General features: G+C 62.9%; 28 protein-coding genes. 11 read left to right on the forward strand and 17 right to left on the reverse strand.

The genetic code is table 11. The features are described 5' to 3' along the window. Positions 1-16: 16 nt before the first annotated feature. Together X760_RS61205 and X760_RS61210 are read right to left on the reverse strand one after the other, a co-directional pair. Complete coding sequence (locus X760_RS61205; RefSeq protein WP_023720511.1) at positions 17-1,099, reverse strand: histidine kinase dimerization/phosphoacceptor domain -containing protein; 1,083 nt, start codon at positions 1,097-1,099, stop codon at positions 17-19. 133 nt (positions 1,100-1,232) lie between these two features. Then, positions 1,233-1,448 (reverse strand): KTSC domain-containing protein, encoded by a 216-nt coding sequence (locus X760_RS61210; protein ID WP_023720512.1) that lies wholly within the window; start codon positions 1,446-1,448, stop codon positions 1,233-1,235. Positions 1,449-1,577: 129 nt separating this feature from the next. Here X760_RS61210 and X760_RS61215 point away from each other — a divergent pair, with 129 nt between their 5' ends. Next, on the forward strand, positions 1,578-2,180 hold the full coding sequence (locus X760_RS61215) for an alpha-ketoglutarate-dependent dioxygenase AlkB (RefSeq protein ID WP_023720513.1): 603 nt from the start codon (positions 1,578-1,580) through the stop codon (positions 2,178-2,180). A 55-nt stretch (positions 2,181-2,235) separates the two neighbouring features. Here X760_RS61215 and X760_RS61220 read toward each other — a convergent pair whose 3' ends face one another. Continuing rightward, the gene (locus tag X760_RS61220; protein WP_023720514.1) at positions 2,236-2,700 is read right to left on the reverse strand and encodes an NUDIX domain-containing protein; all 465 of its coding nucleotides are present in this window, start codon (positions 2,698-2,700) and stop codon (positions 2,236-2,238) included. Between the two features lie 125 nt (positions 2,701-2,825). On the opposite strand from X760_RS61220, the gene X760_RS61225 reads away from it, so the two are divergent. The 4 genes from X760_RS61225 to X760_RS61240 all read left to right on the forward strand — a co-directional run bounded on the left by X760_RS61225 (position 2,826) and on the right by X760_RS61240 (position 6,149). Then, positions 2,826-3,659 carry a Ku protein gene (locus X760_RS61225; RefSeq protein ID WP_023720515.1) on the forward strand — a complete coding sequence of 278 codons (834 nt, stop codon included), beginning with the start codon at positions 2,826-2,828 and terminating at the stop codon, positions 3,657-3,659. Positions 3,660-3,752: 93 nt separating this feature from the next. Further along, the gene (locus X760_RS61230) at positions 3,753-5,153 is read left to right on the forward strand and encodes a PAS domain S-box protein (protein WP_348633240.1); all 1,401 of its coding nucleotides are present in this window, start codon (positions 3,753-3,755) and stop codon (positions 5,151-5,153) included. Between the two features lie 75 nt (positions 5,154-5,228). Next, positions 5,229-5,600: an avidin/streptavidin family protein gene (locus tag X760_RS61235; RefSeq protein ID WP_023720517.1), complete on the forward strand. Its 372-nt coding sequence runs from the start codon at positions 5,229-5,231 to the stop codon at positions 5,598-5,600. Positions 5,601-5,732: 132 nt separating this feature from the next. Next, positions 5,733-6,149 carry an HD domain-containing protein gene (locus X760_RS61240; RefSeq protein WP_023720518.1) on the forward strand — a complete coding sequence of 139 codons (417 nt, stop codon included), beginning with the start codon at positions 5,733-5,735 and terminating at the stop codon, positions 6,147-6,149. Positions 6,150-6,180: 31 nt separating this feature from the next. Here X760_RS61240 and X760_RS61245 read toward each other — a convergent pair whose 3' ends face one another. Beyond that, positions 6,181-6,522, reverse strand: a complete 342-nt coding sequence (locus X760_RS61245; protein WP_245278642.1) for a DUF427 domain-containing protein — start codon at positions 6,520-6,522, stop codon at positions 6,181-6,183. Between the two features lie 307 nt (positions 6,523-6,829). On the opposite strand from X760_RS61245, the gene X760_RS61250 reads away from it, so the two are divergent. The 3 genes from X760_RS61250 to X760_RS61260 all read left to right on the forward strand — a co-directional run bounded on the left by X760_RS61250 (position 6,830) and on the right by X760_RS61260 (position 9,843). Continuing rightward, on the forward strand, positions 6,830-7,588 hold the full coding sequence (locus tag X760_RS61250) for an endonuclease/exonuclease/phosphatase family protein (RefSeq protein ID WP_245278643.1): 759 nt from the start codon (positions 6,830-6,832) through the stop codon (positions 7,586-7,588). A 64-nt stretch (positions 7,589-7,652) separates the two neighbouring features. After that, positions 7,653-9,053, forward strand: a complete 1,401-nt coding sequence (locus X760_RS61255) for a phospholipase D family protein (RefSeq protein ID WP_023720521.1) — start codon at positions 7,653-7,655, stop codon at positions 9,051-9,053. A gap of 472 nt (positions 9,054-9,525) precedes the next feature. After that, on the forward strand, positions 9,526-9,843 hold the full coding sequence (locus X760_RS61260) for a DUF768 domain-containing protein (protein ID WP_023720522.1): 318 nt from the start codon (positions 9,526-9,528) through the stop codon (positions 9,841-9,843). Positions 9,844-9,863: 20 nt separating this feature from the next. Here the strand turns inward: X760_RS61260 and X760_RS61265 are convergent, their stop codons facing one another. The 13 genes from X760_RS61265 to X760_RS76515 all read right to left on the reverse strand — a co-directional run bounded on the left by X760_RS61265 (position 9,864) and on the right by X760_RS76515 (position 21,963). Beyond that, positions 9,864-10,118 carry an oxidase gene (locus X760_RS61265; RefSeq protein WP_023720523.1) on the reverse strand — a complete coding sequence of 85 codons (255 nt, stop codon included), beginning with the start codon at positions 10,116-10,118 and terminating at the stop codon, positions 9,864-9,866. Continuing rightward, entirely contained in the window at positions 10,115-10,741 is a 627-nt protein-coding gene (locus X760_RS61270) for a cytochrome c oxidase subunit 3 (RefSeq protein ID WP_023720524.1), read from the reverse strand. Before X760_RS61270 ends, X760_RS61265 begins: the two co-directional genes overlap by 4 nt. 8 nt (positions 10,742-10,749) lie before the next feature. Beyond that, positions 10,750-12,387 carry a cytochrome c oxidase subunit I gene (ctaD, locus tag X760_RS61275; protein ID WP_023720525.1) on the reverse strand — a complete coding sequence of 546 codons (1,638 nt, stop codon included), beginning with the start codon at positions 12,385-12,387 and terminating at the stop codon, positions 10,750-10,752. Further along, positions 12,384-13,355, reverse strand: a complete 972-nt coding sequence (coxB, locus tag X760_RS61280) for a cytochrome c oxidase subunit II (protein ID WP_023720526.1) — start codon at positions 13,353-13,355, stop codon at positions 12,384-12,386. The genes ctaD and coxB overlap by 4 nt, the downstream gene beginning before the upstream one ends. Then, positions 13,352-14,104 carry an SCO family protein gene (locus X760_RS61285; protein WP_031194452.1) on the reverse strand — a complete coding sequence of 251 codons (753 nt, stop codon included), beginning with the start codon at positions 14,102-14,104 and terminating at the stop codon, positions 13,352-13,354. Before X760_RS61285 ends, coxB begins: the two co-directional genes overlap by 4 nt. Beyond that, the gene (locus tag X760_RS73790; RefSeq protein WP_023720528.1) at positions 14,101-14,553 is read right to left on the reverse strand and encodes a hypothetical protein; all 453 of its coding nucleotides are present in this window, start codon (positions 14,551-14,553) and stop codon (positions 14,101-14,103) included. The genes X760_RS61285 and X760_RS73790 overlap by 4 nt, the downstream gene beginning before the upstream one ends. Then, entirely contained in the window at positions 14,546-15,682 is a 1,137-nt protein-coding gene (locus X760_RS0138660; protein ID WP_023720529.1) for a hypothetical protein, read from the reverse strand. The genes X760_RS73790 and X760_RS0138660 overlap by 8 nt, the downstream gene beginning before the upstream one ends. Continuing rightward, on the reverse strand, positions 15,679-16,212 hold the full coding sequence (locus tag X760_RS61290) for a cytochrome c (RefSeq protein ID WP_023720530.1): 534 nt from the start codon (positions 16,210-16,212) through the stop codon (positions 15,679-15,681). The genes X760_RS0138660 and X760_RS61290 overlap by 4 nt, the downstream gene beginning before the upstream one ends. Before the next feature lie 2 nt (positions 16,213-16,214). Then, entirely contained in the window at positions 16,215-16,742 is a 528-nt protein-coding gene (locus X760_RS61295; RefSeq protein ID WP_023720531.1) for a DUF3341 domain-containing protein, read from the reverse strand. Then, complete coding sequence (gene nrfD / locus X760_RS61300) at positions 16,739-18,106, reverse strand: NrfD/PsrC family molybdoenzyme membrane anchor subunit (RefSeq protein WP_023720532.1); 1,368 nt, start codon at positions 18,104-18,106, stop codon at positions 16,739-16,741. The genes X760_RS61295 and nrfD overlap by 4 nt, the downstream gene beginning before the upstream one ends. Continuing rightward, entirely contained in the window at positions 18,099-21,065 is a 2,967-nt protein-coding gene (locus X760_RS61305; RefSeq protein WP_023720533.1) for a TAT-variant-translocated molybdopterin oxidoreductase, read from the reverse strand. The genes nrfD and X760_RS61305 overlap by 8 nt, the downstream gene beginning before the upstream one ends. Continuing rightward, the gene (locus X760_RS61310; protein ID WP_245278644.1) at positions 21,049-21,639 is read right to left on the reverse strand and encodes a cytochrome c3 family protein; all 591 of its coding nucleotides are present in this window, start codon (positions 21,637-21,639) and stop codon (positions 21,049-21,051) included. Before X760_RS61310 ends, X760_RS61305 begins: the two co-directional genes overlap by 17 nt. A 159-nt stretch (positions 21,640-21,798) precedes the next feature. After that, the gene (locus X760_RS76515) at positions 21,799-21,963 is read right to left on the reverse strand and encodes a hypothetical protein (protein WP_156948136.1); all 165 of its coding nucleotides are present in this window, start codon (positions 21,961-21,963) and stop codon (positions 21,799-21,801) included. Between X760_RS76515 and X760_RS78065 the strand changes: the two genes are divergently transcribed. The 3 genes from X760_RS78065 to X760_RS61320 all read left to right on the forward strand — a co-directional run bounded on the left by X760_RS78065 (position 21,964) and on the right by X760_RS61320 (position 24,990). Then, on the forward strand, positions 21,964-22,008 hold the full coding sequence (locus X760_RS78065; RefSeq protein WP_245278646.1) for a hypothetical protein: 45 nt from the start codon (positions 21,964-21,966) through the stop codon (positions 22,006-22,008). Between the two features lie 290 nt (positions 22,009-22,298). Further along, positions 22,299-23,270, forward strand: coding sequence for an SDR family oxidoreductase (locus X760_RS61315; protein WP_023720537.1), 972 nt, complete (start codon positions 22,299-22,301; stop codon positions 23,268-23,270). A 4-nt stretch (positions 23,271-23,274) separates the two neighbouring features. Then, the gene (locus X760_RS61320) at positions 23,275-24,990 is read left to right on the forward strand and encodes an HAD family hydrolase (RefSeq protein WP_023720538.1); all 1,716 of its coding nucleotides are present in this window, start codon (positions 23,275-23,277) and stop codon (positions 24,988-24,990) included. The last annotated feature ends 24 nt before the right edge of the window (positions 24,991-25,014 follow it).

Here is a 25,014-nt window from a genome sequence, read left to right on the forward strand (position 1 = left end):
AGCCCTGCTCGTGCGGCTACGAAGCGAGCGCGGCCGATCTGTTGAAGACGATGGTCACTCGCGTTCCTTTGCCGGGGGTCGAGTCCACCTCGAACCGGGCTTTGGCGTTCTCGGTCAGCGATTGCGCGATCAACGCTCCGAGCTTGCCGGGTTTCGGCCAGGTCTCGCCTTCGGGCAGGCCGATGCCGTCATCGGCGACAACGATGCGAAAGCCGTCGCCGTCGACAACACTGCGCAGCGTGATTGTCCCGCCTTCGCGACCCAGAAAGGCGTGTTTCAGCGCGTTCGTCAAAAGCTCGTTGACCACCAGGCCGGTTGGCATCGCCACGTTGATGGACACGGGATAGGTGTCGACCTTCATATCCAGCCGGATGCCCTGCACGGCGTGCGACGTCATCACTGCGGAAGCGATCTGGCTGAGATAGACGCCGAGGTCAACTTCGGCCTTCTGTTCGTCGGCCGACAGCGCCTGATAAAGAATTGCGAGTGCATCGACGCGGCCGGCGAGACGCTCGAAGCGTTTCTGATCGGGTGACGCCGCGCTGCGGGCCTCCAACCTGATGAGAGCCGTGATCATCTGGAGATTGTTTTTCATCCGATGCTGCAATTCGCGCAGCAGCATGTCCTTTTCACGGATGCGTTGTTCGAAGGCCTCGCTGTCGCTTGCCTTGTGCGCGGTGACATCGACAAGGGCGACCAGTCGAAAGGACCGTCGCCCGCGCTCGTCCTCGATCAGGTTCGAATAAACGTCGACCATGACCGGCTCTGTGCCGGCACGTTGCATCCTGAAAGTCCCCGCGCGATCGATATCCTCGACGATGGCCCGGGCCAGCGGCCGGTCCTTGTATTCGCCCAAGCCTTGTCCGCTCAGCGCAGCCCAGTTGCGGCGCTCCAGCTCTGCGACGGAAACGCCTGACAGTTTCTGGAACTCGGAATTGACGTAAACAACACGTTCATCGCCGCCCAAATCGGAAATTGCGATCGCAATCGGCAGCTGGTCGAGGAACCTTTTATAACTGTCACTGTCCAGGGCGCCCGCCAGGTCGAGGTTGTCGAGCAATTGCTGGAGCTGCTCGGTTTTTTCGGCTTCGGCGGACATTCCAGGCTTTCGATGTTTCGGGTAGGACCATGGTCAATATCAGGTCGCTCGCCAACTGCGAAGTCCGCTCGTTGCCACCGCGCGGCGAGGCATGGCGGAAAGCCGAGATCGTGGTTGAGAAGCGGCTGAAGGCTCAGCTCGAATGGCTCTGCTCGACCAGATGGTATTTGTACCGGTCGCGAATATGCTCGTTGAAGAACCGGCCCTTCGCCGAGGCTTTGCGGAACGCGGCGTGGACTTGCGGCGGCACGTCCTCGTAATCATAGCGGCTTCCGCTCGGGACGAACCATACGGAGAGTACCCTCGTCGCCGGCTGGTAATCGATGTTTCTGATCGCAGTTGAAGGCATCCTCGACAGGTCCAATGCTCGGCAGTGCTCAATTCCATGCCGTCGTGGGAATAACCCTGCACGGAGAGCGAGGTTCCTTGCTGCCGAAGCAGCCTTGCCGCTACGGGCTGGCTTCACCAAATACGGTTGATGCCATCGCCCAAGACATCGGCTGCAGCCCGCCAGGGCGATCTCTTTGCCGCCGCCGCCGACCTGCCGGAAGGATTCCGCTACCGGCCCGAACTGATCACGCCGGACGAAGAAGCAGCGTTGGCAAGCCAGCTCGCAACCCTGCCTTTTCAGGCCTTCGACTTTCACGGCCATCTCGCAAACCGGCGGGTGGTCGGTTTTGGGCTGCGTTATGATTACGACCGGCGCGAAGTCGTCGAGGCGCCGCCGATACCCGGCTTTCTGCTGCCGCTCAGGGAAAAGGTTGCGGATTTTGCCCGCTTGCCCGCCGAGACCTTCGTGCAGGTTCTGATCAATGAGTACCGGCCGGGCGCCGGTATCGGTTGGCACCGCGACAAGCCTCACTTCGAGGCGGTCGCCGGCGTTTCCCTGCTGGCCGCGTGCAGCTTTCGCCTGCGCCGGAAAAACGGCACGCGATGGGACCGCAAGACGGTCACCGTCGAGCCAAGATCGGCCTATCTGATGACGGACGCCGCGCGCAGTGAATGGGAGCACAGCATCCCGCCGGTTGCCGAGCACCGCTATTCGATCACGTTGCGCACGCTGCGGCCGCAACGCGCTTAAAGCAGAGCGGTGAGGAAGCCCAAGCACTGCCCTTAAGAACTGGGCTGAAACAAATTCATCCGTCGCCATGCCGACTGGCAAAGTCCGCCAACATGGCGCGCTGGCCTTTCAGGATCTTATGGTTGGCTTCAGGCAGGGAGAACCAGCCCGCTCTGTCGACTTCGGCGAATTCCTTCATCGAGCCGGACCTTGGCGGCCATTCCATGACGAAGGTGTTGCTGCTGATGGCGTCGCTGTCGAAATCCGCCTCGACGCACCATGCGATGACGAGCTTGCCGCCCGGCTGCCGGTAGCTGCCAAGGTGTTCGAAACCTCCATCGATGGCGACGCCGAGTTCCTCTTCGGCCTCGCGTTTTGCCGCCGCTAGCTCGTCCTCGTTCTCGTCGATCAAGCCCTTCGGGATCGACCATGCGCCGTCGTCCTTCTTCGCCCAGAATGGGCCGCCCGGATGCACCAGCAAGACCTGGAAATGTCCTTCGCTTCGGCGAAAGATCAGCAACCCTGCGCTGCGTTTGGCCATTGCGCTATTCCCCTGACGAAAATGAAACGAACGTTCTCGTCCGGGCGGGCCTGTGGAATAGCCTGCCACGGCGGAACGATTTCCGCTCGCAGCCGTTCCGTCCGTTCGGCAAATGAGTGATCGACATGGCGACGCCACGAGCTGCCTGGAAGGGCTTTATGAAAGTCGGATCTGTTTCCTGTGGCGTCAAGATCATCGGCGCCGTCAGCGAGGCCGAGAAAGTGCATTTCAGGATCCTGAACCGCAAGGACGGTCTTCCGGTCAAGAGCGCCTATATAGACGAGGAGACCGGCGACACGGTCGAGGCGGCCGAGCAGGTAAAGGGCTACGAGGTCGAAAAGGGCGAGTTCATCCGCATTGAGCCGGACGAAATCAAGAAACTGAAGATGGTATCGCAGCATACGCTCGAGATCGGCGAGTTCGTGCCCGCCGCCGAAATCGACGCACGCTACCTCGAAAAACCCTACTATCTCGTTCCGGCCGACGCGCCCTCCACGGAGCCTTTCGCGGTGATCCGGGACGCCATGGCCAGGAAAAAGGTAGCAGCCCGCTCCTGCGTCGTACTGTACCAGCGTGGCCGAGAGGTGCTGATCCAGCCGCTGGGCAAGGGCATGGTGATGACTGAATTACGCAACCACAATGAAGTGGTCGCGGCGGACGCGGTGTTCGAAGGGCTGAAGGATCGCAAGGTCGATCCGGAGATGCAGGAAATCGCGCAATTGCTGATCGACAAGAAGCCGGCCAAATTCGACCCGTCGAAGTTCGAAGATACTTATGAACAGGCGCTGGTTGCGATGATCGAAGCCAAGCGCAAGGGCAAGAAACCGCCCAAGCCGGCACCCGAGCCGAGGACGAACGTCGTCAATCTCGCCGATGTTCTGCGCAAGAGCCTGGCGCAAGAAGGCGGCAAGGCTCCGAGCAAAGGTCCGGGAACGGCCGCGAAACGCAAATCAGCCTGAATGTCCGAAAGCAGACCGAACGGAACCGAAAACGCTCGCGCGCATTTAGATGACGAAGCAATCCGTCGGCAAGCCAAGCGGAGCGGGGGACTGGTGGACGTCGTTGAACTAAAGACTGGCGGAATCCCGCAAGTTTCCTCCGCCGATCTGATGCAGGCGTTGCCTGTGGCCGTCTACACCACCGACAGACAAGGCTACATCACCTTCTTCAACGAAGCCGCTGCCGATCTTTGGGGATATCGTCCGGTTATCGGCCAGGACCGCTGGTGCGGTTCATGGAAGCTTCGCCACCTCGACGGGCGACCGATGGCGCACGACGAATGTCCGATGGCCGTTGCCTTGCTGGAAGAGCGGGACGTTCGTGGGGGCCGGGCGATCGTCGAGCGGCCGGACGGCCAGTTCATCCCGTTCAGCGCGCACCCGGCCCTGCTTCGCGATGCGACCGGCGAGGTCGTCGGCGCCATCAACACCTTGCTCGACCTCCGCACCCAGGCGCTGGCTGACGACGTCGGCATAAGGCTCGCTGCCATCGTCGAATCCTCGATGGACGCGATCGTGTCGAAAGACCTGAACGGCATTATCACCAGCTGGAACGACGCCGCACAACGCCTGTTCGGCTACACGCCCGCCGAGGCGATCGGCCGCCCGGTGACGATCCTCATCCCGCCCGACCACCTGGATGAGGAAGCCATGATTATCAGCCGCATTCGCGCCGGCGAACGGATTCCCTCATACGAGACTATCCGGCAGCGCAAGGACGGCACCCTGGTACCGGTTTCGCTCACCATCTCGCCGATACGCGACGGCATCGGGCGTATCATCGGCGCCTCCAAGATCGCGCGCGACATCAGCCCGCATAAGGAGAGCGAACGGCGCATCCGCACACTCATGCGCGAAGTCAACCACCGCGTCAAAAACCAGTACTCGGTGATCGTCTCGATGATCCGCGAGACCAGCAAGCTGGCGGGGACGCCAGAGGCTTTCCTTTCACAGGTCCGGGAACGCATCATGGCGCTTTCGGAATCGCACGATCTGCTGGTCGATGCCGAATGGCGCGGCGCGACTATCGGCGAATTGATCCATGCCCAGACCAAGGCCTTCGCGACACAGGCCCGTCTGTCGATGAGCGGGCCGATGATCATGCTGCAGCCGAACGCCGTGCAATATCTCGGCATTGCCTTTCACGAGCTGGCCACCAATTCGGTAAAGCACGGAGCGCTGTCGCGCCATGACGGACGGGTCGAGGTCGAATGGACCGTGATGCCAGCCGCCGATGGCAGCGACGGCTTCCGCCTTGTCTGGCGGGAACTGGACGGGCCATTGGTGGATGAAAACACGCGACGCGGTTTCGGAACGGTTGTGCTCAAACGCGTCACGCCGCAGGCGCTCAGCGGCACCGGACGCCTGGAATTCGACAGGAGCGGCATCACCTGGACGCTGGAGGCGCCGCTGCACTTCGTGCAGATGTCGATGACTGGCATCGCGGCTGATTGAAGGCCGCTACACCGGCCGCGGCTTGGCGGCCGTGTGGCAACGCAATCCCTGTGGAGGCAATCAGGAGGAGCAACGATGAGTTGGCTGGGCACCTGGCGGAACCAGTACGGGTCGGTGGTCGAAATAACCGGCGAAGAAGGCGGACGGATCAGCGGAACCTTCAGGACGGCGCTGGAGGACAGCGCCTTCTTCGGCATGACGGTGCCGCTGTTCGGTGCCTGCCATGGAGACGTCATCGGATTCACCTGCGCGGCCGAAGGGCGGGTCGGAGCCGCAGCGGTGAGCTATACCGGCATCCTCAGGAACGGGAAGCTGGAGATGCTGTGGCACACTGTTGCCGATGCCGCTTTGTCGGCGGAAAAGGAAGGGGCGCCGGCCCGAGCCAGGAAACTCCCCGCCTGGCGCGCCTTTGGAACCAGCCTCGACAGTTTTGAACGCGTCTCCTGACGTGTCGCGCCTGCTGCGGCGGCATTCAGCACGCAAGTGAGGGAGCAGGGCGTCCCGTTGTGCATCGGAACTCGCGCTGACTATGGCGCGTTGGTGCGCCAGGAATGCGCTGTTCGTTACGGGGTCGATCCGATGAGCGTGCTGTATCGCGCGGCAAAAATCGCCGAACAGGCCCATGCCGCACAGGCGGACAAGACTGGAAGGCCTTATATCGAACATTGCCGCCGGGTCGTCGATGCCGTCGAAACGCTCGACCAGAAAGCCATCGCCTATCTTCACGACGTCATCGAAAAAGGCGACGGCTGGAACCGCGACCGGCTTGAGGCGGCCGGGTTTGGACCGTCCATCGTATCTGCCGTCGATGCCATGACGCGGCGGCCGAACGAGGACGATGCCGCCTTCGTTCGCAGGGCCGCGGCTAACCCGCTAGCATTGCCGGTCAAGCGCGCCGATCTCGCCGACAATCTATGGCAGGCACGGCAGATCGGTGCCTCGACGGCGAAATACGAAGACGGCCTGCGCATCCTCAAGGAAGAGTTCCCGAGCTGACGGAAAGCTGGCGGCTATCGCCGATGTGGGTCTACTCGGTGACGTGCGGCGTGTGCCGCTTGTCTTCCGCGGGATCGGCCTCGATCCGCGCCCGGTCGGGATCGAACGCACCATGGCGGGCGATCGCCAATGCCGGGGTGTCGGGCGTCTCGTAGGCCCACATGAAGTCTTCTGCCGACGAACCGACCGCATGAACACGCCAATAGCTTGCCGTGCCCTTCAGCGCGCCGTGGCTCGTTGTGTTCGTCTTCTCCAACAGGTCGAAATAGATGTCCTCGAAGGGGATGTAGAAAACCGGATCATGGCCGTCTTCATAGAGCAGCTTTGCCCGCTCGCTCGACGCGATAATGGCATCGGAGAACCGAACGGTCACAGTTCCATCGAACGGGACAATCCTGAGCGGGCCTGGGCGGGGGGCGGAATCTGCGGCTAAGGACTGCATTCGACTTCTCCGTTGACTGCGCTGCCTTCCCGAAACGTGTTGTTGCCCGTCTGAGTTCCAGACCGCGGGCGCGCCGAGGCCGGTGGTGGAACGGTTTTGCAAGGTCGTCGTTGTTTCAGACCTCCGCACGCGCCATAATCGCAATGGCCGCCACTCGCCGACTCAACCGCAAATGGACCACATGCTGGATCGATCGCCTACCCTCCCAAGGTCGCTTGGCGCTGCGCTGCGAAGGGAAGTGCCGCGGTTTACGGCACCCGGCAGTGAAATTTCATGCACCACGGTCGCATCCTACAATGTGCATAAATGCGTCGGCACCGACGGCAGGTTCGATCCGGAGCGGGTCGCGGCCGTGGTCAAGGAGCTCGATGCCGATATCATTGCTTTGCAGGAGGCCGACGAAAGGACCGGAAGCAGGCAGGGATTGCTGGATCTCGCAGCACTCGAGCGCGACAGCGATCTCGTCCCCACACATGTCCCGGAAAACCGCCGCAGCCATGGCTGGCATGGAAATCTGATCCTGGCGCGACGCGGCGTGGTCGAAAGCGTGAACCAGATCCGGCTGCCCGGCCTCGAGCCGCGCGGCGCGGTTATCGCGGACCTGGAGCTGAAGGGCGTCTCGCTCAGGATCATAGCCGCGCATTTCGGCTTGCTGCGGCGCTCGCGCTCGCAGCAAGCCAACGCGCTTGTCGAAGCCACGCACCCGGTTCTGCGGCCGACAATCTTGCTCGGCGATCTCAACGAGTGGCGCGTCCGCAACAGGTCTTCGCTGCTGGCCCTGCTGCCGCATTTCGGTCCGATCGATGCGGTTCTGCCGAGCTTTCCGTCGCGCTTTCCGCTGTTTGCGCTCGACCGCATCCTGGCCAGGCCGCCGCACCTCATTTCCAGCATCGAGGTGCACAAGACGCCGCTGGCGCAGCGCGCCTCCGACCATCTGCCCATCAAGGCCCGCCTGAACCTGGACGCGATAAGGCAGCCGCGACTGCAACCAGAATGAACCTGAAGGGTTGTTAGTCAGATTTTCAGATCGTTTGCTTCGCTGACGTTCGCCGGTGCATTTCATGGATACAGCCATTTCGCGGTTTGCCCAGGACAAGATCGCGGCCGGTAATAGCGGACTGCTGCTGATCGCCGACAATTATGACGCGTTTGCCGCGCGAATCCTTGCCGCGCGCAGTGCTACCAGCAGCCTCGACCTGATGTACTATCTCTGGCACGACGACCATAGCGGCCGGCTGCTTATGCAGGAGGTCGTCAAGGCGGCGGAGCGCGGTGTCCGCGTCCGCCTGCTGCTGGACGATATCAATCCGCGCAACAGCGACGCCGCTTACCTGGCGCTCAACAGCTACAAGAACATCGAGCTGAGGCTATTCAACCCCAGCGGCATGAGGAACGGCAGCATCTTTCGCTCGCTGGAGATGGTCGCCCGGCTGTTTGCGATGACCCGCCGCATGCACAACAAGGCCTGGATCGCCGACGAGAGCCTGGCCATCGTCGGAGGAAGAAACATCGGCGATGCCTATTTCGACGCTGCGGAGACGAATTTTCGTGATCTCGACCTGTTGCTTCTCGGTCCTGCCGTAGGGCAGACGATGCAGATCTTCGAGGCGTTCTGGAATTGCGAGGCGGCAAAGCCGATCCAACTGCTCAATCCGGCTACGGCGGGCTCGCGCGCCGATTTCCTCGACAATCTCGATGCGACCGCGGACGGCCAGCTTTTGAACAGCCTGCGTGCCTGGCGCACGATCACGGAGTTCATTGTAGCGCACAGCGACGTCTGCTGGACGAAAGGCGTTCGCGTCATTTCCGATCCGCCGGAAAAGGTGCGCGGCAAGAGCCGCAGGAACTGGCTGACAAAGGAGCTGCTTCCCGCTATCGCGGCGACCAGGCAGCGCCTCGAAATTGTCTCGCCCTATTTCATCCCCAGCCGCACCGGGTTGGCCATCCTGTCGAAGCTGGTGGACCGTGGCGCCGAGGTTGCAATCCTGACCAACTCGCTCGCCGCGACGGACGTCGCCGCCGTGCACGGCGCCTATGCCAAATACCGCCGCAAGCTGCTTAAAAAGGGTATCCAGCTTTTCGAATTGCAGCCATTCGACCGCCAGGCCAACATCTCCGTTTTCGGCTCAAAGGGAGCCAGCCTCCACACCAAGGCCTTCACGGTCGACGACACGTTGGGGTTTGTCGGTTCCTTCAATTTCGATCCGCGTTCGGTGTCGTTGAATGCGGAAATGGGCGTGCTTTTCCATGATACCAATCTGGTGATGGAGTTGCGCCGGCGGTTCGAGCGCGAAAAGTCGGCGCAGACGAGCTACCAGCTGGTCTTGGACAAAGGCGCCTTGCGGTGGCTCGGCATGGCGGATGGCGAGATGCGGCAATACTCGCATGAACCCGAGGCCAGTCTCTATCGGCGCATCGTTGCAGCGCTGGTTGGATGCCTGCCTATCGAATCGCAATTGTAGAGGCGACGGATTTGCCGGAACGGAACTCTTTGCTGGAACGGAACTCCGGGATGACGAGTTGTAACCGTTGTCCGGAGCATGCCGATGAAGACAACGATATACAGTTTTCTTGCCGAGCTCTTGCCATTCTGGATGGCGCATAAACGCAAAATGCGCGCCGACCGTGTCGCTGAGCGGCCGACACGATCTGCCGCAGATGACGATGTTCGGCCGTCCGGCGACCCGAATCGCGCAACACCAGCGCGACGGCGCAACGCGTCTTAGGGCGGGATGCCTTCAAATTACATCCCGCTCCAACTGTCTGGTTAGCCGCATTTCTGCGACGCCAAATGATTTCCCTGGCTGCAAAACTCTAGCTCCTTGGCGATCACGCTATTGTCAAGTATCGCTATTCGAAATCCGGCGTTGCCAAGCATCCATTTTGCAGCACGTACGTTAATGGCACTACAGTTTGCCGCTACAGGTGAGCCCCATGAGTGATAGTGCGATAGAATTCTTGCAGGACTGGATTCACGAAAACGTTCATGTGCCGCCGCCTCCGATCAGGCTTGAAAGAGAGGCGGAAATCCTCGCCAGGGAATGCGAGGAAGAGGCGGCCGACGCCGGCGTACCCATCGAAGACATCGAGGAAGAGGTTGGCGACCTCAAGGATCTGCTCGTCGCCAAGCTTGAAGACGCAGCCGAGGACGAGGCCCGGCATCTGAATGGCGATGGCCAAAGGGCTTCCATGCCGGCGGCCGAGCAAAAGCCGTCCGTGCAAAGCCGTTCCGGAGCCGCTGTAAGGGTATGAACGAGGTGCGCCGCTTCGGCCTATTGTCCGATCAGCGTCAGCCCGAACAGGATCATCAGCCAAAGCCCGGCAGCAGCGACCGCAAGACACGGCAGGACGCCGGCGCTGGCCAGATGCATGAACAGGATGGCGATGACGGCAGCCTTGGCCGCGGCGATCGTCAGGTTGAGTGCCGAATTGAAGGCGCCAAGCGCCAGGAAGGACGAGCCGACAGTCAGGGCCAGCAAGGCCAGAAGCCCGACATAGGCAAGCGTGAGTTTGCGGAACTCGCTCATCTGTTGATCAGATAGAGGACGGGGAACAGGAAGACCCAGACGATATCGACGAAATGCCAATAGAGGCCGATTGCCTGCACGCGGCGGAACCGGCTGGCCTCGATCGTGCGCGGCCACAGAGCGAGGATGCCGCCGATGACGATTACGCCGCAAATCAGATGCAAGGCATGCAGTGAGGTCATCGCGAAATAGAGGCCGAAGAAGAATTCGGCATGGACAGGATCCGGGCCCTTATAGATGAAAGGCGCGCCGAGCACCGGCGCCAGCCCTTCGCCGAATTCCCTGGCGTACTCCGTCGCCTTGATCGCCAGGAAGACGACGCCGAGCAGCGCCGTCGCAGCCAATGCCCGGCCGGCGGCGCGCCATCGCCGCGCGGCCGTGTACATATGGGCGAGCGCCATGGCGAAACTGCTGGTGATCAGGACGACGGTATTGGCCGTGCCCAGTGGCAGCGACAGATGCTTCGCCGCGCCGGCGAAGGCGTCGCCATAACTCAACCGGGCAAACATGAAGACGAGCAGGATGGCGCCGAACAGCATCGCCTCGGAGCCGATGAACACCCACATGGCAAAGCTGGCGGCTGCCGTTTCGCGAGCCGGCGGGTCGAAGGCGATGCTTGTCATCGGTGACTTCAAACCAGATCCTCCACCGGGTCCGACCGTTTCTCGGTCAGGCCTTTCATCGGATAATCGTAGGCTGGCCTGGTGACGGTCGGCATGCGATCGAAATTATGCGCCGGAGGCGGCGAGCTTGTTTGCCATTCGAGCCCGGTGGCTTGCCATGGATTATCCGGCGCCCGCGCGCCTCGAAACAGCGACCACGCCAAATAGAGCAGCGGCATCAGATAGCCGATCGCCAGCACCACGGCGCCTGCCGACGACAGGATGTGCCAGAAAGCGAATTCCGGCGGATAGGTATGGTAGCGCCGCGGCATGCCCAAAAAGCCGAGCACATATTGCGGAAAAAAAGTCAGGTTGAAGCCGATGAAGGTCACAGCCGCGGCTATACGGCCCCAAATCTCCGAATACATGCGGCCGGTGAGCTTCGGCCACCAGAAATGCAGCCCGGCCATGTAGGCGGTCACCATGCCGCCGACCATGATGTAGTGGAAATGGGCGACGACGAAATAGGTGTCGTGAACGTGGACGTCGACGGCGAGGGCGGCAAGGAAAAGGCCGGCCAGCCCGCCAAAAGTGAATAGCGCCAGGAAGAACAGGGCATAAAGCATCGGCGTCTCGAAGCTGATTTCGCCCTTGCGCAGCGTCAGGCTCCAGTTGAACACCTTTATCGCCGATGGGATCGCGACGCAGAAGGACAGGAACGAAAACACCACGCCGGCATAGGCCGACTGCCCGCTGACGAACATGTGGTGGCCCCAGACGAGAAAGCCGAAGACGGCGATCGCCATTGAAGCCAGGGCGACGGCCTTGTAGCCGAACAGTGGCCGGCGGCTGAAGCACGGCAGCACTTCCGAGACCACCCCCATGCCCGGCAGGATCATGATGTAGACGGCGGGGTGCGAGTAGAACCAGAACAGATGCTGGAACAACAGCGGATCGCCGCCGAGGTCGGGATTGAAGATGCCGATGCCGAAGACGCGCTCCAGCACGATGAGGATCAGCGATGCTGCAAGCACCGGCGTTGCCAGCACCATCACCAGGCTGGTGGCGTACAGCGTCCAGACGAAGATCGGCAGCCGGAACCAGGTGAGGCCGGGCGCCCGCAAGGTGTGGACGGTAACGATGAAATTGATGCCGGTCATGATTGTCGAAAAGCCGACGATGAAAACGCCAAATGCCGCGGTCGAGACAAAGCCGTTGGCATAGAGCGTCGACAGCGGCGTGTAGAAGGTCCAGCCGGTGTCGACGCCGCCCAAAAGCACCGAGGCGAGCGCGAACAGGCTGCCGAACATGAAGACATACCAGCTGGCCAGGTTGAGGCGGGGAAAGGCAAGATCGCGCGCGCCGATCATCAGCGGCAACAGGAAATTGCCGAGCGTCGCCGGGATCGACGGCACCAGAAAGAACCATACCATGATGATGCCGTGCAGCGAAAACAGCCGGTTGTAGACATCGTCGGAGACCAGGTCGCCGGCCGGCGTCGCAAGCTCGATGCGCATCAGCACGGCAAACGCACCGCCGAGGAAGAAGAAGGCCGTCAGCGAGACGAGATAGAGCCACGCTACCCGTTTGTGGTCGGTTGTCAGCAGCCAGGCGCGCGGCCAGGCACCCTCACTGAGATAGTTTGCCGGCGCCAAATCGCGATTCATTGCGGCGCCTCGCTGTTTGCCGCCGGGAACGAGGGAAATTGGAACGAAAGCGACTTGAGATAGGCCATCAGCATCTGCAACTCGGCTTCATCGACCAGACCGTCGAAGCTCGGCATCACCGGCTGGTAGCCGGCGGCGATTTCCTTGTTCGGGACAAGGATCGAATCGCGCAGATAGCGTTCGTCGGCGATGACCGTCTGCCGGTTCGCCAGCGCCACCGGCCGGCCGAAAATCCCATCGAGGCCGGGCGCCCGCACCTTACTGGAATTGCCATGACAGCCGGAGCAGCCGAGCGCGCGGAACAGTTTCCCGCCGCTCGCGGCGAGGCTTTCGCCTTCATCTTGGCTGCCCAGCCACGACGCATATTGCTCCGGAGCCAGCACCGTTACCCAGCCGCCCATTTCGGAATGCTGGGTGCCGCAATATTCGGCGCAGAACAGATGGTAGCGGCCCGGTTCGGTGGCAATGAACCAGACGTTGGTGGTGCGTCCCGGCACCGCATCCTGCTTCACCCGAAAGGCCGGCACATAGAAGGAGTGGATGACGTCCTGCGATGCCAGCGACACCACCACCGCCTTGCCGACCGGCACGTGCAGCTCGTTGATCTCACGCTGGCCGCCGGAATGGCGGAACTCCCACATCCATTGCTTGCCGAGGCCGGCGATCTCGATAGCGTCCGGCGGCGGATGGTCGCGCCGCACAAACAGGACTGCGCCCCAGCCGAAGAAGATGAAGGCCATCACCAGGCTGGCAATGCTCCATGTCATCTCCAGCGGCAGGCTGCGGGCACGCGCCCCGGTACGGTCGGCGGCGGAGCCGACGCGATATTTGACGGCGTAGCCGACCACGAGAACGGTCAGGAACAGGCCGAGCGCGGCCGCGAAGGCCAGCAATGTATAGAACAACGCATCGATGCTGCTTGCGATCGACGAGGCTTCCGGCGGGAAAAACCGGATACCGAAGCTCACGCCCGCCTCCTGCGCGCCAGCTGCAGTATGGCCGTCGCCAACCCCACCACCATCACGATGCTGGCGAGCTTCAAGGCAGCCCAAATCGCCGGCGTATATTGCCCCTTAGAGGTATCGAAGCCGGCGCAGAGCAGGAAGGCATGATCGGCGATCGAGCCGAGCTTGCCGGAAGATGCCTCGACAAGGGCAAGCTTAAGATCGCGCGGCGTGAAGCTCAGCGCCGGCAGCACCTGCGCTATCCGGCCTTTCGGCGTCAGCGCGATGACGGCGATCGGATGGGCGAACTGGTCGATCCTGGCGCGTGTGTCGAAGCTGATGCCAGCCTCCGCCGCAAGGGCGGCACCGGCGCCGTCGGCACTGGTCAGGAACCGCCATGCCGACAGGTTCCTCGCGTCGGCCACAGCGGCGACGGTGGTTTGCGCATCGCTCGCATCACCGGCCGTGTCGGCGGCATCGATCGAGACGAACAAAGCGCGATAGGTTTCGGGATCGAGCGACGTCTTTTTCAAATCCGAAGCGACCGCCTGTTGGGTCACACCACAAAGGTTCGGACATTTGTCATAGCCGAAAATCAGCAGCGCCGGCCGGCCCGCAAGCGTTTGGCCGATCGTGCGCTGCACGCCGGATGCATCACGAAACACCCGGTCGAGGCTGAGCTGTGCGCCGATTTCGGGATCGAAGGCCGGGCGTGCGACGGCCGTGGCGGGCAGCGCCACGAGGAGGGAAAAAGCGGTTAGCCAAGCCTTCACGGCCTGCCTCCCTGGCCTGGCGCGGTCCGGCAGCGAGCGGCCTGTGGCGCGCGTGGTATCTCGGCCTCGACCAATCCGCAGTCGGCGCCGGCGGCCGCCGGCGGCTGCCCCCAGTTCGGCAAACCGTGGCTGACGATCGCCCACATGGCGTCCTCGATCGGAATGCGGGCAATGCCGGCGGTGCGGTCGACCCAGCCGACTTTGTTCAGTGCCTGCTCCTCCGCCTTGCGGAAGGCGGCTAGGTCGTCTTCCGGAAAGCGCTGCAAGGCGGGACTGGCTCGGTTGCCGGCCGACGATGGCCCCGGCAGCGGCCACAACGGTCTGGTGTCGAAGACGAGCCCGAGGACGATGGCTGATGCCGCCAGGAACAGCAGCAAGCCGGCCGCGAAGGCAAGCAGCGCGCCCGGCCAGATATCGCGCGTTTCGGGATGGCGGGCCGCCCTAGCCATGCGCCGGCCCCCGGCGCCAGAAGCCGATACCGTCCGGCCGGCCAAGCACGAAAAGCAGCAGCGCAAGCCAGAGGCCGCCGGCTCCTGCCAGCGCGGCAAGGTCGCACCAGAACGCTGTCACACCGCCACCGGCAAGCGGCGGTCTGATCCGCCACAGGACATCGACATAATGGCCGGCCAGCACGATGCCGCAGATCCACAGAAGGCCGGCATGGCTGCGCTTTAGATCCCGGCTGAGCAACCCGGCAAAGGGGATCGCGAATTGCAGCGCAATCAGCAGCCAGAGCAGATATTGCCAGCCATTGCTGCTGCGAATGAGGTACCAGCGGATCTCGTTCGGCAGGTCGCCGCCCCAGGTCACCAGCCATTGCATGAACGACAGGTAGGCCCATAGCAGCACGAAGCCGAACAGCATGTTGGCCAAATCCTCGCTCAGCGCGACATCCTCCTCGCCGCCCGGCATGACCTCGATCGAGCGGTTCGCACACAGCACCGTCATTGCCAGAGCGTAAGCGCCGACGACTTCGGCGGATGCTTCCAGCAGCGCATAGATCGTCGAGGAGAACTCCGGCTCGAGCGAGAGCATCCAGTCGATGGCAAAGATCGTCACCGTCAGCCCATGCGCAATCAATCCAGCGGCATAGGCCTTGCCGCGGCCGGCGCTGCCGCGGCCGCTATCGGTCGTTGTCCAGTCGAGCACGCGCCACGCCAGCACCAGCCAGATCGTAGCGCAGGCGGCAAAGCGCAACAAAAAGAACGGAACGTTCAGATAAGAGAATTTCAGGCGCACCGTCTCGGGCAATGCAGCCGCATCGGCACTCGCCCAGGGAAAGACCAGGTCGAGCCTGGGCAGAACCGGCAGCAGCAGAAGCAGCGCCAGCGGCAGCGTCGTGACCAAGCCGCGTAGCGGCTGGCGGATTGCCTCGCCCCAGCGGCCACCGGTCAGCCCATGCACCATCAGGATGGTCAGCGCACCGAGCGGCAGGCCGAGCAGGAACAGCGCCGCAGGCAGCCAGCCGGCCAACATGGCTCTGAGGTCGAAGGCCAATCCCGCGGCGCAAAGCACAAGTCCGGCGGCGGCCACGGCAAGCGCCGGCAAAATCAAACGTTCGGTGGCAAGCCGCATCATCGATCTGGCTCCGCATTGAGCTCGGCGCGGAGGCTTTCCGGCAGTTCGGCAATTGGCGCCTCGCGCGAATATTGCAGGGCGCGGATATAGGCGACGATCGCCCAGCGGTCGGCAGGCGGGACGCGCGCCGCGTAGGAAAACATGGCGCCATAGCCGTAGCTGATGACCTCATAGAAATGCCTGTCACTCGCCTTGCGCAGCGCGTCCTGATGATAGGTGGGCGGCGCTGGAAAGCCACGCTCGACGACTATGCCGTGGCCGTCGCCGGTGCGGCCGTGGCAAGGCGAACAGAAGATGTCGAAGCGCTGCCGGCCTCGCCGCAGCAGCGTCATGGTGACCGGATAGGGAAACGTGTCCGGCACCGGCGAAAGATCGGCATCGCGTGCGACCGTGTCCTCGGCCGGCGCCCGCGCCGACATGCCGTTGGCGAACTGGTTGCTCTTTTCGAGCGGATCGTAGCGCGGCTGGTCCTCCATGTCCTGCCGGCAGCCGGCGAGCAGCAAGGCTGCCGCCAGCAGACTCGTGCGCATGTTCACGCCTCCACCTCCTCGACGGTTTCGGCGCCAAGCCGGGTCAGCTGGCCCTTGGTCACGCCCTTGCGGAACTTCGGATCGGCGGCTTCGACGAGCAGGTAGAACTTGCCGCCGCGCGCGTAGGTGAAGCTCGTGGCATTGAAGACCGGGTGGTAATATTCGGGCAGGCGATTGGCGGCCAGCCCGCCGAAGAATGCGGCCAGCGCGGCGCCAAGTATCGCCGCCTCGAAGGCAATGACGAGAAAGGCCGGCCAGGAATGCAGCGGCCGGCCGCCGACATTGAGCGGATAGTCGATCTCGACCGAATAGAGGATCAGCCTGTAGACAAACACCGCGCCAGCGACGGCGCCGCCAAGGATGGCCCACGGCAAGCGCGTCTTGCGCATGCCGAGCATCTCGGCCAACCCACGCACATGGAATGGCGAGAACGCGTCCATGCGCCGGTAGCCACGCGCCCGCATGGTGCGGACCGCCTCGGTCAGCGCTTCGGGATCGGCGAAAGCCGCGATGACGCCGTAAAGTCTCATCCTGCGCTGCCCCTTTCCTCGGCCAGCTCCTCGACCTCGAAGATGGTGATGGCCGGGAGGATGCGGATGAACAGGAAGACCAGTGCTAAGAAGGTGCCGATCGAGCCGAACAGGATGCCGAAGTCGAGCCACCTCAATGACTGCTCGCCCCAGGACGACGGCAGGTAATCGCGGCTTGGCCCGGTGACGACGATGACATAGCGCTCGATCCACATGCCGACGTTGATGATGAGTGCAATGGCGAACAGCCCCGGCATGTTGAGGCGCACCCGTCGGAACCAGAGCAATTGCAAAACTGCGCCGTTGCAGGCGAGCATGGCCCAGAACAGCGGCGCATAAGGTCCGAAGGCGCGCTGCCACATCATCGTGCGCTCGTAGATCTCGCCCGAATACCAGGCGAAGAAGGCCTCGGACGCGTAGCCATAGATGACGATCATGCCGGCGGCGATCATCAGCTTGGCGGCATTGTCCATGTGCCGCAGCGTGATCAGATCCTGGACCGAAAACGCCCAGCGCAGCGGGATGGCGATGGTGAGCACCATGGCGAAGCCGGACAGCAGCGCTCCGGCAACGAAATAGGGCGGAAAGATCGTCGAGTGGAAGCCCGGCGGGATGGCGAAGGTGAAGTCGAGCGAGACGATCGAATGCACCGAGACGACCAGCGGCGTGGCCAGTGCCGCCATCAGGAAATAGACCGTCTGATAGCGCGCCCAATGAAAGGCCGAACCGCGCCAGCCGATTGCCAGTATGCCGTAGAACAGCTGCGCCGGGCGCGATTTCGCTCGGTCGCGCAGGACGGCGAGATCGGGCAGCAGGCCCATATACCAGAACATCAGCGAAACGCTGGCATAAGTGGCGATCGCCGCGAAATCCCAGACCAGCGGGCTGCGCCATTGTGGCCAGTGCATATGGGTGTTGGGCAGCGGCAGCAACCAGTAGAAGAACCACGGGCGGCCGAGATGCAGGATCGGGAAAAGCCCGGCCATTGCAACGGCAAACAGCGTCATCGCCTCGGCAAAGCGATTGATCGAGGCGCGCCATGGCTGGCGCAGAAGCAGGAGCACGGCCGAGATCAGCGTGCCGGCATGGCCGATGCCGATCCACCAGACGAAATTGCCGATCATCGTGCCCCAGACGACGGGGACGTTGATGCCGTAGGCGCCAACGCCGACCGAGATCAGATAGGTGATCGAATAGAGGAAGATGAGGACGAAGACGAAGCAGGAAAAAAAAGCTGCCCAGAAATAGCGCGGCAGCCTGCCGTCGAGGACGATCGCACTGATACGGCCGCTGATCTCCGGAAGGTCGTGCCTGCCACGCAGAACGGGCAATGCGCCCGGTTTTGCAGCAAAAGCCTCAGCCATCGGCTTTCCCGCCCGACGAGAGACGGCCATTGATATTTTTGATCTTGCCGAGATAGGTGGTGCGCGGTCGCGTATTCAGCTCCTCGAGCAAGGCGTAGTGATGCGGTGCCGCTTTTTCCTGCGCCACCCTGGCGCCCTTGCCGTTGAGATCGCCGAAGACGATCGCCTGCGTCGGGCAGGCCTGCTGGCAGGCGGTCACCACTTCGCCGTCGGCTATGGCGCGGTTTTCGGTCTGAGCCTTGATGCGCTTTTCGGAAATGCGCTGGACGCAGTAGGTGCATTTTTCCATCACGCCGCGCGAACGGACGCTGACGTCTGGATTGTGCACGGCCTGTTCGGGTCCCGCCGCATCCTTGTCGAATTCCTGGAAGTCCAGGAAGTTGAAGCGCCGCACCTTGTAGGGGCAGTTCTGCGAGCAATAGCGCGTCCCTATGCAACGGTTATAGACCTGCGCGTTGAGCCCGTCATGGGTGTGGGTGGTGGCGTTGACCGGACAGACGACCTCGCACGGCGCCTTCTCGCAATGCATGCAAGGCACCGGCTGGAAAAAGACCTCTGGATCGTCGGGCGGGCCGGAATAGTAGCGGTCGATCCGCAGCCAATGCATCTCATGGCCGAGTGCCGACTCGTCCGGCCCGACGGTGGCGATGTTGTTTTCCGCCTGGCAAGCAGAAACACAGGCCATGCAGCCGATGCATGCCGACTGATCGATCGACATGGCCCAGGCTTCCTGGCTGTATTGCCAGTCAGGATAGAGCGACTCGCTTGGCGTCGGCGGCACGCCGTCGCGCACGAAGTGCGGATTTTTGCGAAAGGCATCGAGCGAGGCATGGCGAACGATCGCCCTGCCCTCCATCGCCTGGTGGTGTTGTGTGGTGATGACCCGTGCGCTGCTGTCGCGCGGCGTGATCATGGCGCCATCGACGATCCAGGGAGCCTCAGGGCTTCGCAGCCTGTACGCGTCGTGGCCGTCAGCGAGTGCTGCCACCGAACCGAGCTTCCGGCCGAAACCCAGAGCAAGCGTCACGGTGTCGTCGGGATGGCCAGGCATGATCCAGACCGGCGCATCGATGTCCATGCCGTTCGAGGCGATGTTGACGACCCGGCCGTTTTCCACCTGAAGCCGTCCTGATGTCGCCGGCGACATCAGGGCTGCGTTGCCCCAGACGATCTTGCTCAGCGGCCGCGGCAGCTCCTGCAGCCAGGACGAATTGGCATTGCGTCCATCGCGCAGCCAGGGATCGGCAACGAAACGGATTTCGACGCCTTTTGCCGCTTCGATGCGCGGCTTCAGGCCGCGCAAATCCGGGGGCATCGCGACATCGGCTGGAATGCTGGCACTGCCGGACACAAAGCCGTCGCGAAGCGCCTTTCGCCACGCAGGATCGTCCAGTGTCTGCGCCCAGGTCCGGCGGACGAGCTGCAGCGCAGAAACAGCTAATTCACCGCCAAGCACGGCGAGGAGTTCATGCACGGTCCGCCCCCGGTAAAGCGGCCTGATCAGCGGCTGCACGATCGACGCGGTTCCGTCATGGGCGCGCAGGTCACTCCAGCTCTCGAGATCATGCGCAGCAGGGATATGCCAGTGTGCGACGAAGGCGGTTTCGTCGCGGTGGAGACCCCAGTGGACAAGAAGCTTCAGCTGCGAAAACACGTCGTGGACATCAAGTCCCGCAGGCGCAGTGTGGAGAGGATTGGCGCCAAGTATGACAACGGTGTCGATGTCCCGCGCGGCGATCGCCTGGCAAAGTGCCGCGAGGTCGCCCTCGATGGGCATCGCGTCGGGCGGCTCGATCAGTTCCACGGTGTTGCCAAGCGCACCAAGCCGCGCATTCATGGCAAGAGCGGCGGCATGGACGAACGGCGTTTGATGGGCGCCCGGCACGATCAGCGCCGAGCGGCCGGCCGCCTTCAGGTCGTTCGCGGCGGCAGCCAGCCAGGTCGGGTCCAATGCCAAGGCGCTTGGCGCCGCTTCGCCGCCAAGCACGGCGCTCAGCGCCGCTGCGACGGTTTCGACCTCGCTCGGCCGCACCGGCCGGCGATGATCGGCGGCAGCGCCGGTGATCGTCGGCGTCGACTCCACCGCATAGAGCCGGCTCATCGTATCGTCCGCCCGGCGCACGCGGCGTCTTGCAGCGAAATCACGGGCGTAGGCGAGACGACCGGGGCCTTCGCCCAGGAAATCCGCGTCGAGACTGAAAATCACGTCGGCGCGATCAAACCGGCAGACCGGTGCAAGCGCCCTGCCGAACAGGATCTGTGTGGCTTCGGTGCCGGACGGCGTCGCCAGGGGATCGTGCCGGAACAGCCTCAGCCTGGGATAGCGCGCGCGCAGCGCCTCGAGCTGCGCCTTCATGGTGGGCGAGGTCGTTGCTTCGATCAGCAGCGCCGTGCCAGCTCCAGCGAGCCGCGAGGTGAGCTCGGCCATGTCGGCAAGGAAGTCGTCATAGGCTGCGGGTTCGCCATGCTTCAGCGGCATGCGCGAGCGATCGGGGTCGAACAGCGACAGCACCGCCGCCTGCATGACAGCGTCCGTCGCGCCGCGCGAGGCCGGATGGTCGGGATTGCCTTCCACCTTGGTCGGCCGGCCCTCATGGCTTTCGACCCCCGCACCGATGCCGTAGCCGTCGCTCGACAGCGTGGTCGCGTAATAAAGCGGCCGGCCGGGAACGATGTTTTCCGGCTGGCGGATATAAGGCAGGATGTCTTCGGCCCGGCTGCAGGCGGCAAGCCCGGCCAGCGACAGCGATGCACCCATCAGCTTCAGCAGCGTGCGCCGGTCGAGCCGCGCCGGGATGCGCTCGGCGATCGAAGGAAATTCGGCATCGACGAAGCGGCGGAATTCCGGTGTATCGGCGAGTTCGTCGAGGCTCCGCCACAGCTCCGGACCAGGCGAAAGCCGTTCGCGCAGGCCGGCCATGTCTGGAGCCGCAATCGGCTTGTCAGCGGTGGCAGACATAACAGTCGGTCATGGTCTCGGGGTGGATATCGAGAAGGCTGATGAGCGACCGGCGGATTTCGGCGATGCCGGCCGGCGGCTTCCAGTGCATCAGGAACACGTCCTGCGGCGGACGCAAATTGGGCTCGGGATCGCGATGGCATCCCAGGCACCATTCCATCGACAGCGCGTGCGCCCGCCGTATCAGCGGCATGTCGTCGACCTCGCCATGGCACGTCTCGCAGGCGACGCCTTTGGCGATATGGATCGAATGATTGAAATAGACGAAGTCGGGCACACTGTTCACCCGCTGCCACTGCAATGGCTGCCCGGAGGCAAGGCTCGCCCGTACCGGCGCCAGCATGTCCGCGTTGGTGAAGAGCTGCGAATGGCAGGTCATGCACACCTCCGTCGCCGGCAGACCAGCCGATGACGAAGTCTCGACGCCGCTATGGCAATAACGGCAATCGAGGCCGAGCTCGCCGACATGGTGCCTGTGGCTGAACGGCACTGGTTGCGCCAACGGCCGGCCAACGCCGGTGACGAAGTCCGAACGCAGGATGGCGGTACCGCCGAGAGCCGCAAAGATGGCCATGAAACACGCGCCCCACAGAGCGAAGCGTGAAATGCCGTTGGCGCTCCTTGAAAAGACCTGCGGCATCCCCTCGCCGATTTCGCATCCAGCAAACCGTATCCACCCCCCAAGCCCCCTAACGGCGGCTGCGGGGGTAAGTTCCGGCTGGGGGAGCCGAGATCACAGAATGGTTACCCCGCCCTGGCCCTTCAGGTCGGGCTGACCGGAAACCATCGAACCCTCCATGCGTTCGGATGAGGTCACCTTTTGTTCACCCGGATAAGCATCATGACCATCCACGATCCCCAACCCACTCGCCGCCGGTCCTGAGGCGATGCCGCCCATGTGCATTCGCCGCTGGGCGCGCGCGGCATGAATCTCGGCATCTAGGACGCCGCATCATTCGCCAGGCGTTTCGTCGAAGGCACGCTGGCCGGCTACACAAGCGAACGCCACCCGATAGGGCGACGGTGGATCACCCTCAGCGAGCGCATCCTGTCAATGGCCCAGTCGGACAACGGCATCATGCAAAGCTTCAGGAACGCGGCCTTCAGCGTCGGCCGTCTGCCGCGGCTGCAACGGCCGCTGCTGGAGCGGGTCGCCGGGCTGAAGGAATGACGTGGTCGCATAAACCTTTTCGCCGGACGTGCGTTGTTGGGTTTCAAGCCAGGGAGATGACCATGCAGATGAAATCGGAAATCGCCGGCGAGGCCGCCAAGCAACGGCACATCCAGCGCCGTATCGACGAGAAGGACAAGTCCAGGTCCAAAGGCAAGCCAAAAGGCGCCATGCAGGCCGGTGCCCGCAAATATCCCGAGCCGCCCTTCCCCGAGCAGCACCAGCCGAAGCCGGGGCATGAATGGGCGATCGAGCCGGCGCCGCTTTACGATGCGCCATTTTATATCGGATCGAAAAAGCTCGACGGCAAAGTGGCCGTCGTTACCGGCGGCGATTCAGGCATCGGCCGCGCGGTGGCCGTGCTCTATGCACGTGAAGGTGCCGATGTGGCGATCGTCTATCTCTCGGAGGACAAGGACGCCGAAGAGACCAAAAGGGCCATCGAAGCCGAAGGCCGGCGATGCATCCTGATCAAGGCCGACGTCAGCGAACGCGACCACTGCCACAACGCGGTGGCTGAGATCGTGCAGCAGTTTGGGCGGATCGACGTGCTGGTCAACAACGCCGCTTTCCAGATCCATTCCAGCGATTTCAGCGAGCTGACGGAGGAGCATTTCGACACCACGCTGAAGACCAACCTCTACGGCTATTTCCACATGGCGCAGGAGGCCGTGCCGCACATGAAACCCGGTTCGGCGATCATCAACACCGGTTCAGTGACCGGCATCGAGGGCTCGAAGCAACTGGTCGATTACTCCATGACCAAGGGCGGCATTCATGCCTTCACCCGCGCGCTCTCGGGCAACCTTGTCGACAAGGGCATAAGGGTCAACGCCGTGGCACCAGGCCCGGTTTGGACGCCGCTCAACCCCTCGGACAAGGAAGCCGGCGATGTTTCGAAATTTGGCGCCGACACACCGATGAAACGACCGGCACAACCGGAAGAGATCGCGCCAGCGTATGTGTTCCTCGCCTCGCCGCACTGCTCGAGCTACATCACCGGCGAGATATTGCCAATCGTCGGCGGCTACTGACGACATGTATTTCATAGCCTTGGCCACGGACTACGACGGCACGCTGGCGCATGAAGGGATTGTCGCGGAAAAGACCCTTGCGGCGCTTCAACGCTTCAAGAAGAGCGGCCGCAAGCTCATTCTCGTCACCGGGCGCGAGCTGCCCGACCTGAAACGCGTCTTTCCCGAAGTCGCGATCTTCGACAAGGTGGTCGCGGAAAACGGGGCGCTGATCTACACACCGGCCAGCGAGGAGGAGCGGACGATATCTCCGCCGCCCGCCCCCGAGTTCATCGCCAAACTCAGGAAACACGGTGTCAAACCGCTTTCGGTCGGACGCTCGATCGTCGCCACCTGGGAACCGCATCAGGTTACCGCGCTCGAGGTCATCAAGAAATTGGGGCTGGAGCTGGAAATCATCTTCAACAAGGGCGCGGTGATGATCCTGCCCAGCGGCATCAACAAGGCGACCGGGCTGACAGCCGCGCTTCAGGACCTCAGATTGTCGCCGCACAACGTCGTCGGTGTCGGCGACGCCGAAAACGACCACGCCTTCCTGCGCGCCTGCGGCTTCAGCGTCGCCGTCGACAACGCACTGCCGGCAGTCAAGGATACGGCGGATCTCGTGACACGAGGCGCGCGCGGAAAAGGCGTCGAGGAACTGATCGCCAAGGTGGTCGAGCGCGATCGCGAGCTTGTGCCAAGCCGCGATGGCATTCTGCTTGGCTCGGACGATGGCAAGGAGGTGTATCTGTCGCCAACCGATACGGTGCTGATCGCCGGCAGCTCGGGCATCGGCAAATCGACCTTGGCGACCGCATTGACGGAGCGTTTTGTCGAGAGAAAGTTCCAGTTCTGCATCTTCGATCCGGAAGGCGACTACGATGGCCTCGAGGGCGCCGTCCGGCTGGGCGACGGCTCGAACGCGCCGACGAAGACGCAGTTGCTCGATCTCCTGGAGAAGCCGGACAACAATCTGGTCGTCAACGGCCTGGCGCTGCGCGTCAACGAGCGGCCGGACTTCTTTGCCGACCTGCTGCCGGGCCTAGGCGGTGTTCGCTTCCGCACCGCGCGACCACACTGGCTGATCATCGATGAGGCGCATCACCTCTTGCCGAAGCGGCGCGACGACACGCCAATGGTTCTGGCGATGGAATTGCCGGGCACGATCCTGATCACCGTTCATCCGGATGCGATCTCAACCGAAGCATTGCGGCTGGTCACCGCCGTCATCGCACTCGGCCCCAAGGCGAAAAAGGTCGTCAAGACGTTCTGTCGCGAGACCGGCACCGAACCGCCAAAGGACAAGGATCTGAGCTCTCCAAAAGACGAGCACGTGCTGTTCTGGCGGCCGCAGGCGCACAAGAAACCTGCCATGGTCGAGCCGATCGAGCCGCGGCAGTCGCTCAAGCGCCATAGCCGCAAATATGCCGAGGGTCAGCTCGACGAGAAGGGCAGCTTCTATTTCCGCGGCCCCGACCATGCGATGAACCTGCGCGCCCATAATCTGATGATTTTCGCCCAGATCGCCGAGGGCATTGACGATAAGACCTGGGAACATCATTTGCGCGCCGGCGACTATTCCAAATGGTTTCGCCACCAGATCAGGGATAAGGAGCTGGCGCGCGAAACCGCCGAAGCGGAGAAAGACGACACACTTTCGGCGCAGGAGAGCCGCAACCACGTCCTGGACGCAGTGCGCCGCCGCTATACCGCGCCCGCCACCGCGCCGAAGGAATAGATGCAAACTGCGCCTAGCCGGTCC

The organism is Mesorhizobium sp. LSHC420B00 (assembly GCF_000503055.1).
In the GTDB taxonomy this organism is placed as follows: domain Bacteria; phylum Pseudomonadota; class Alphaproteobacteria; order Rhizobiales; family Rhizobiaceae; genus Mesorhizobium.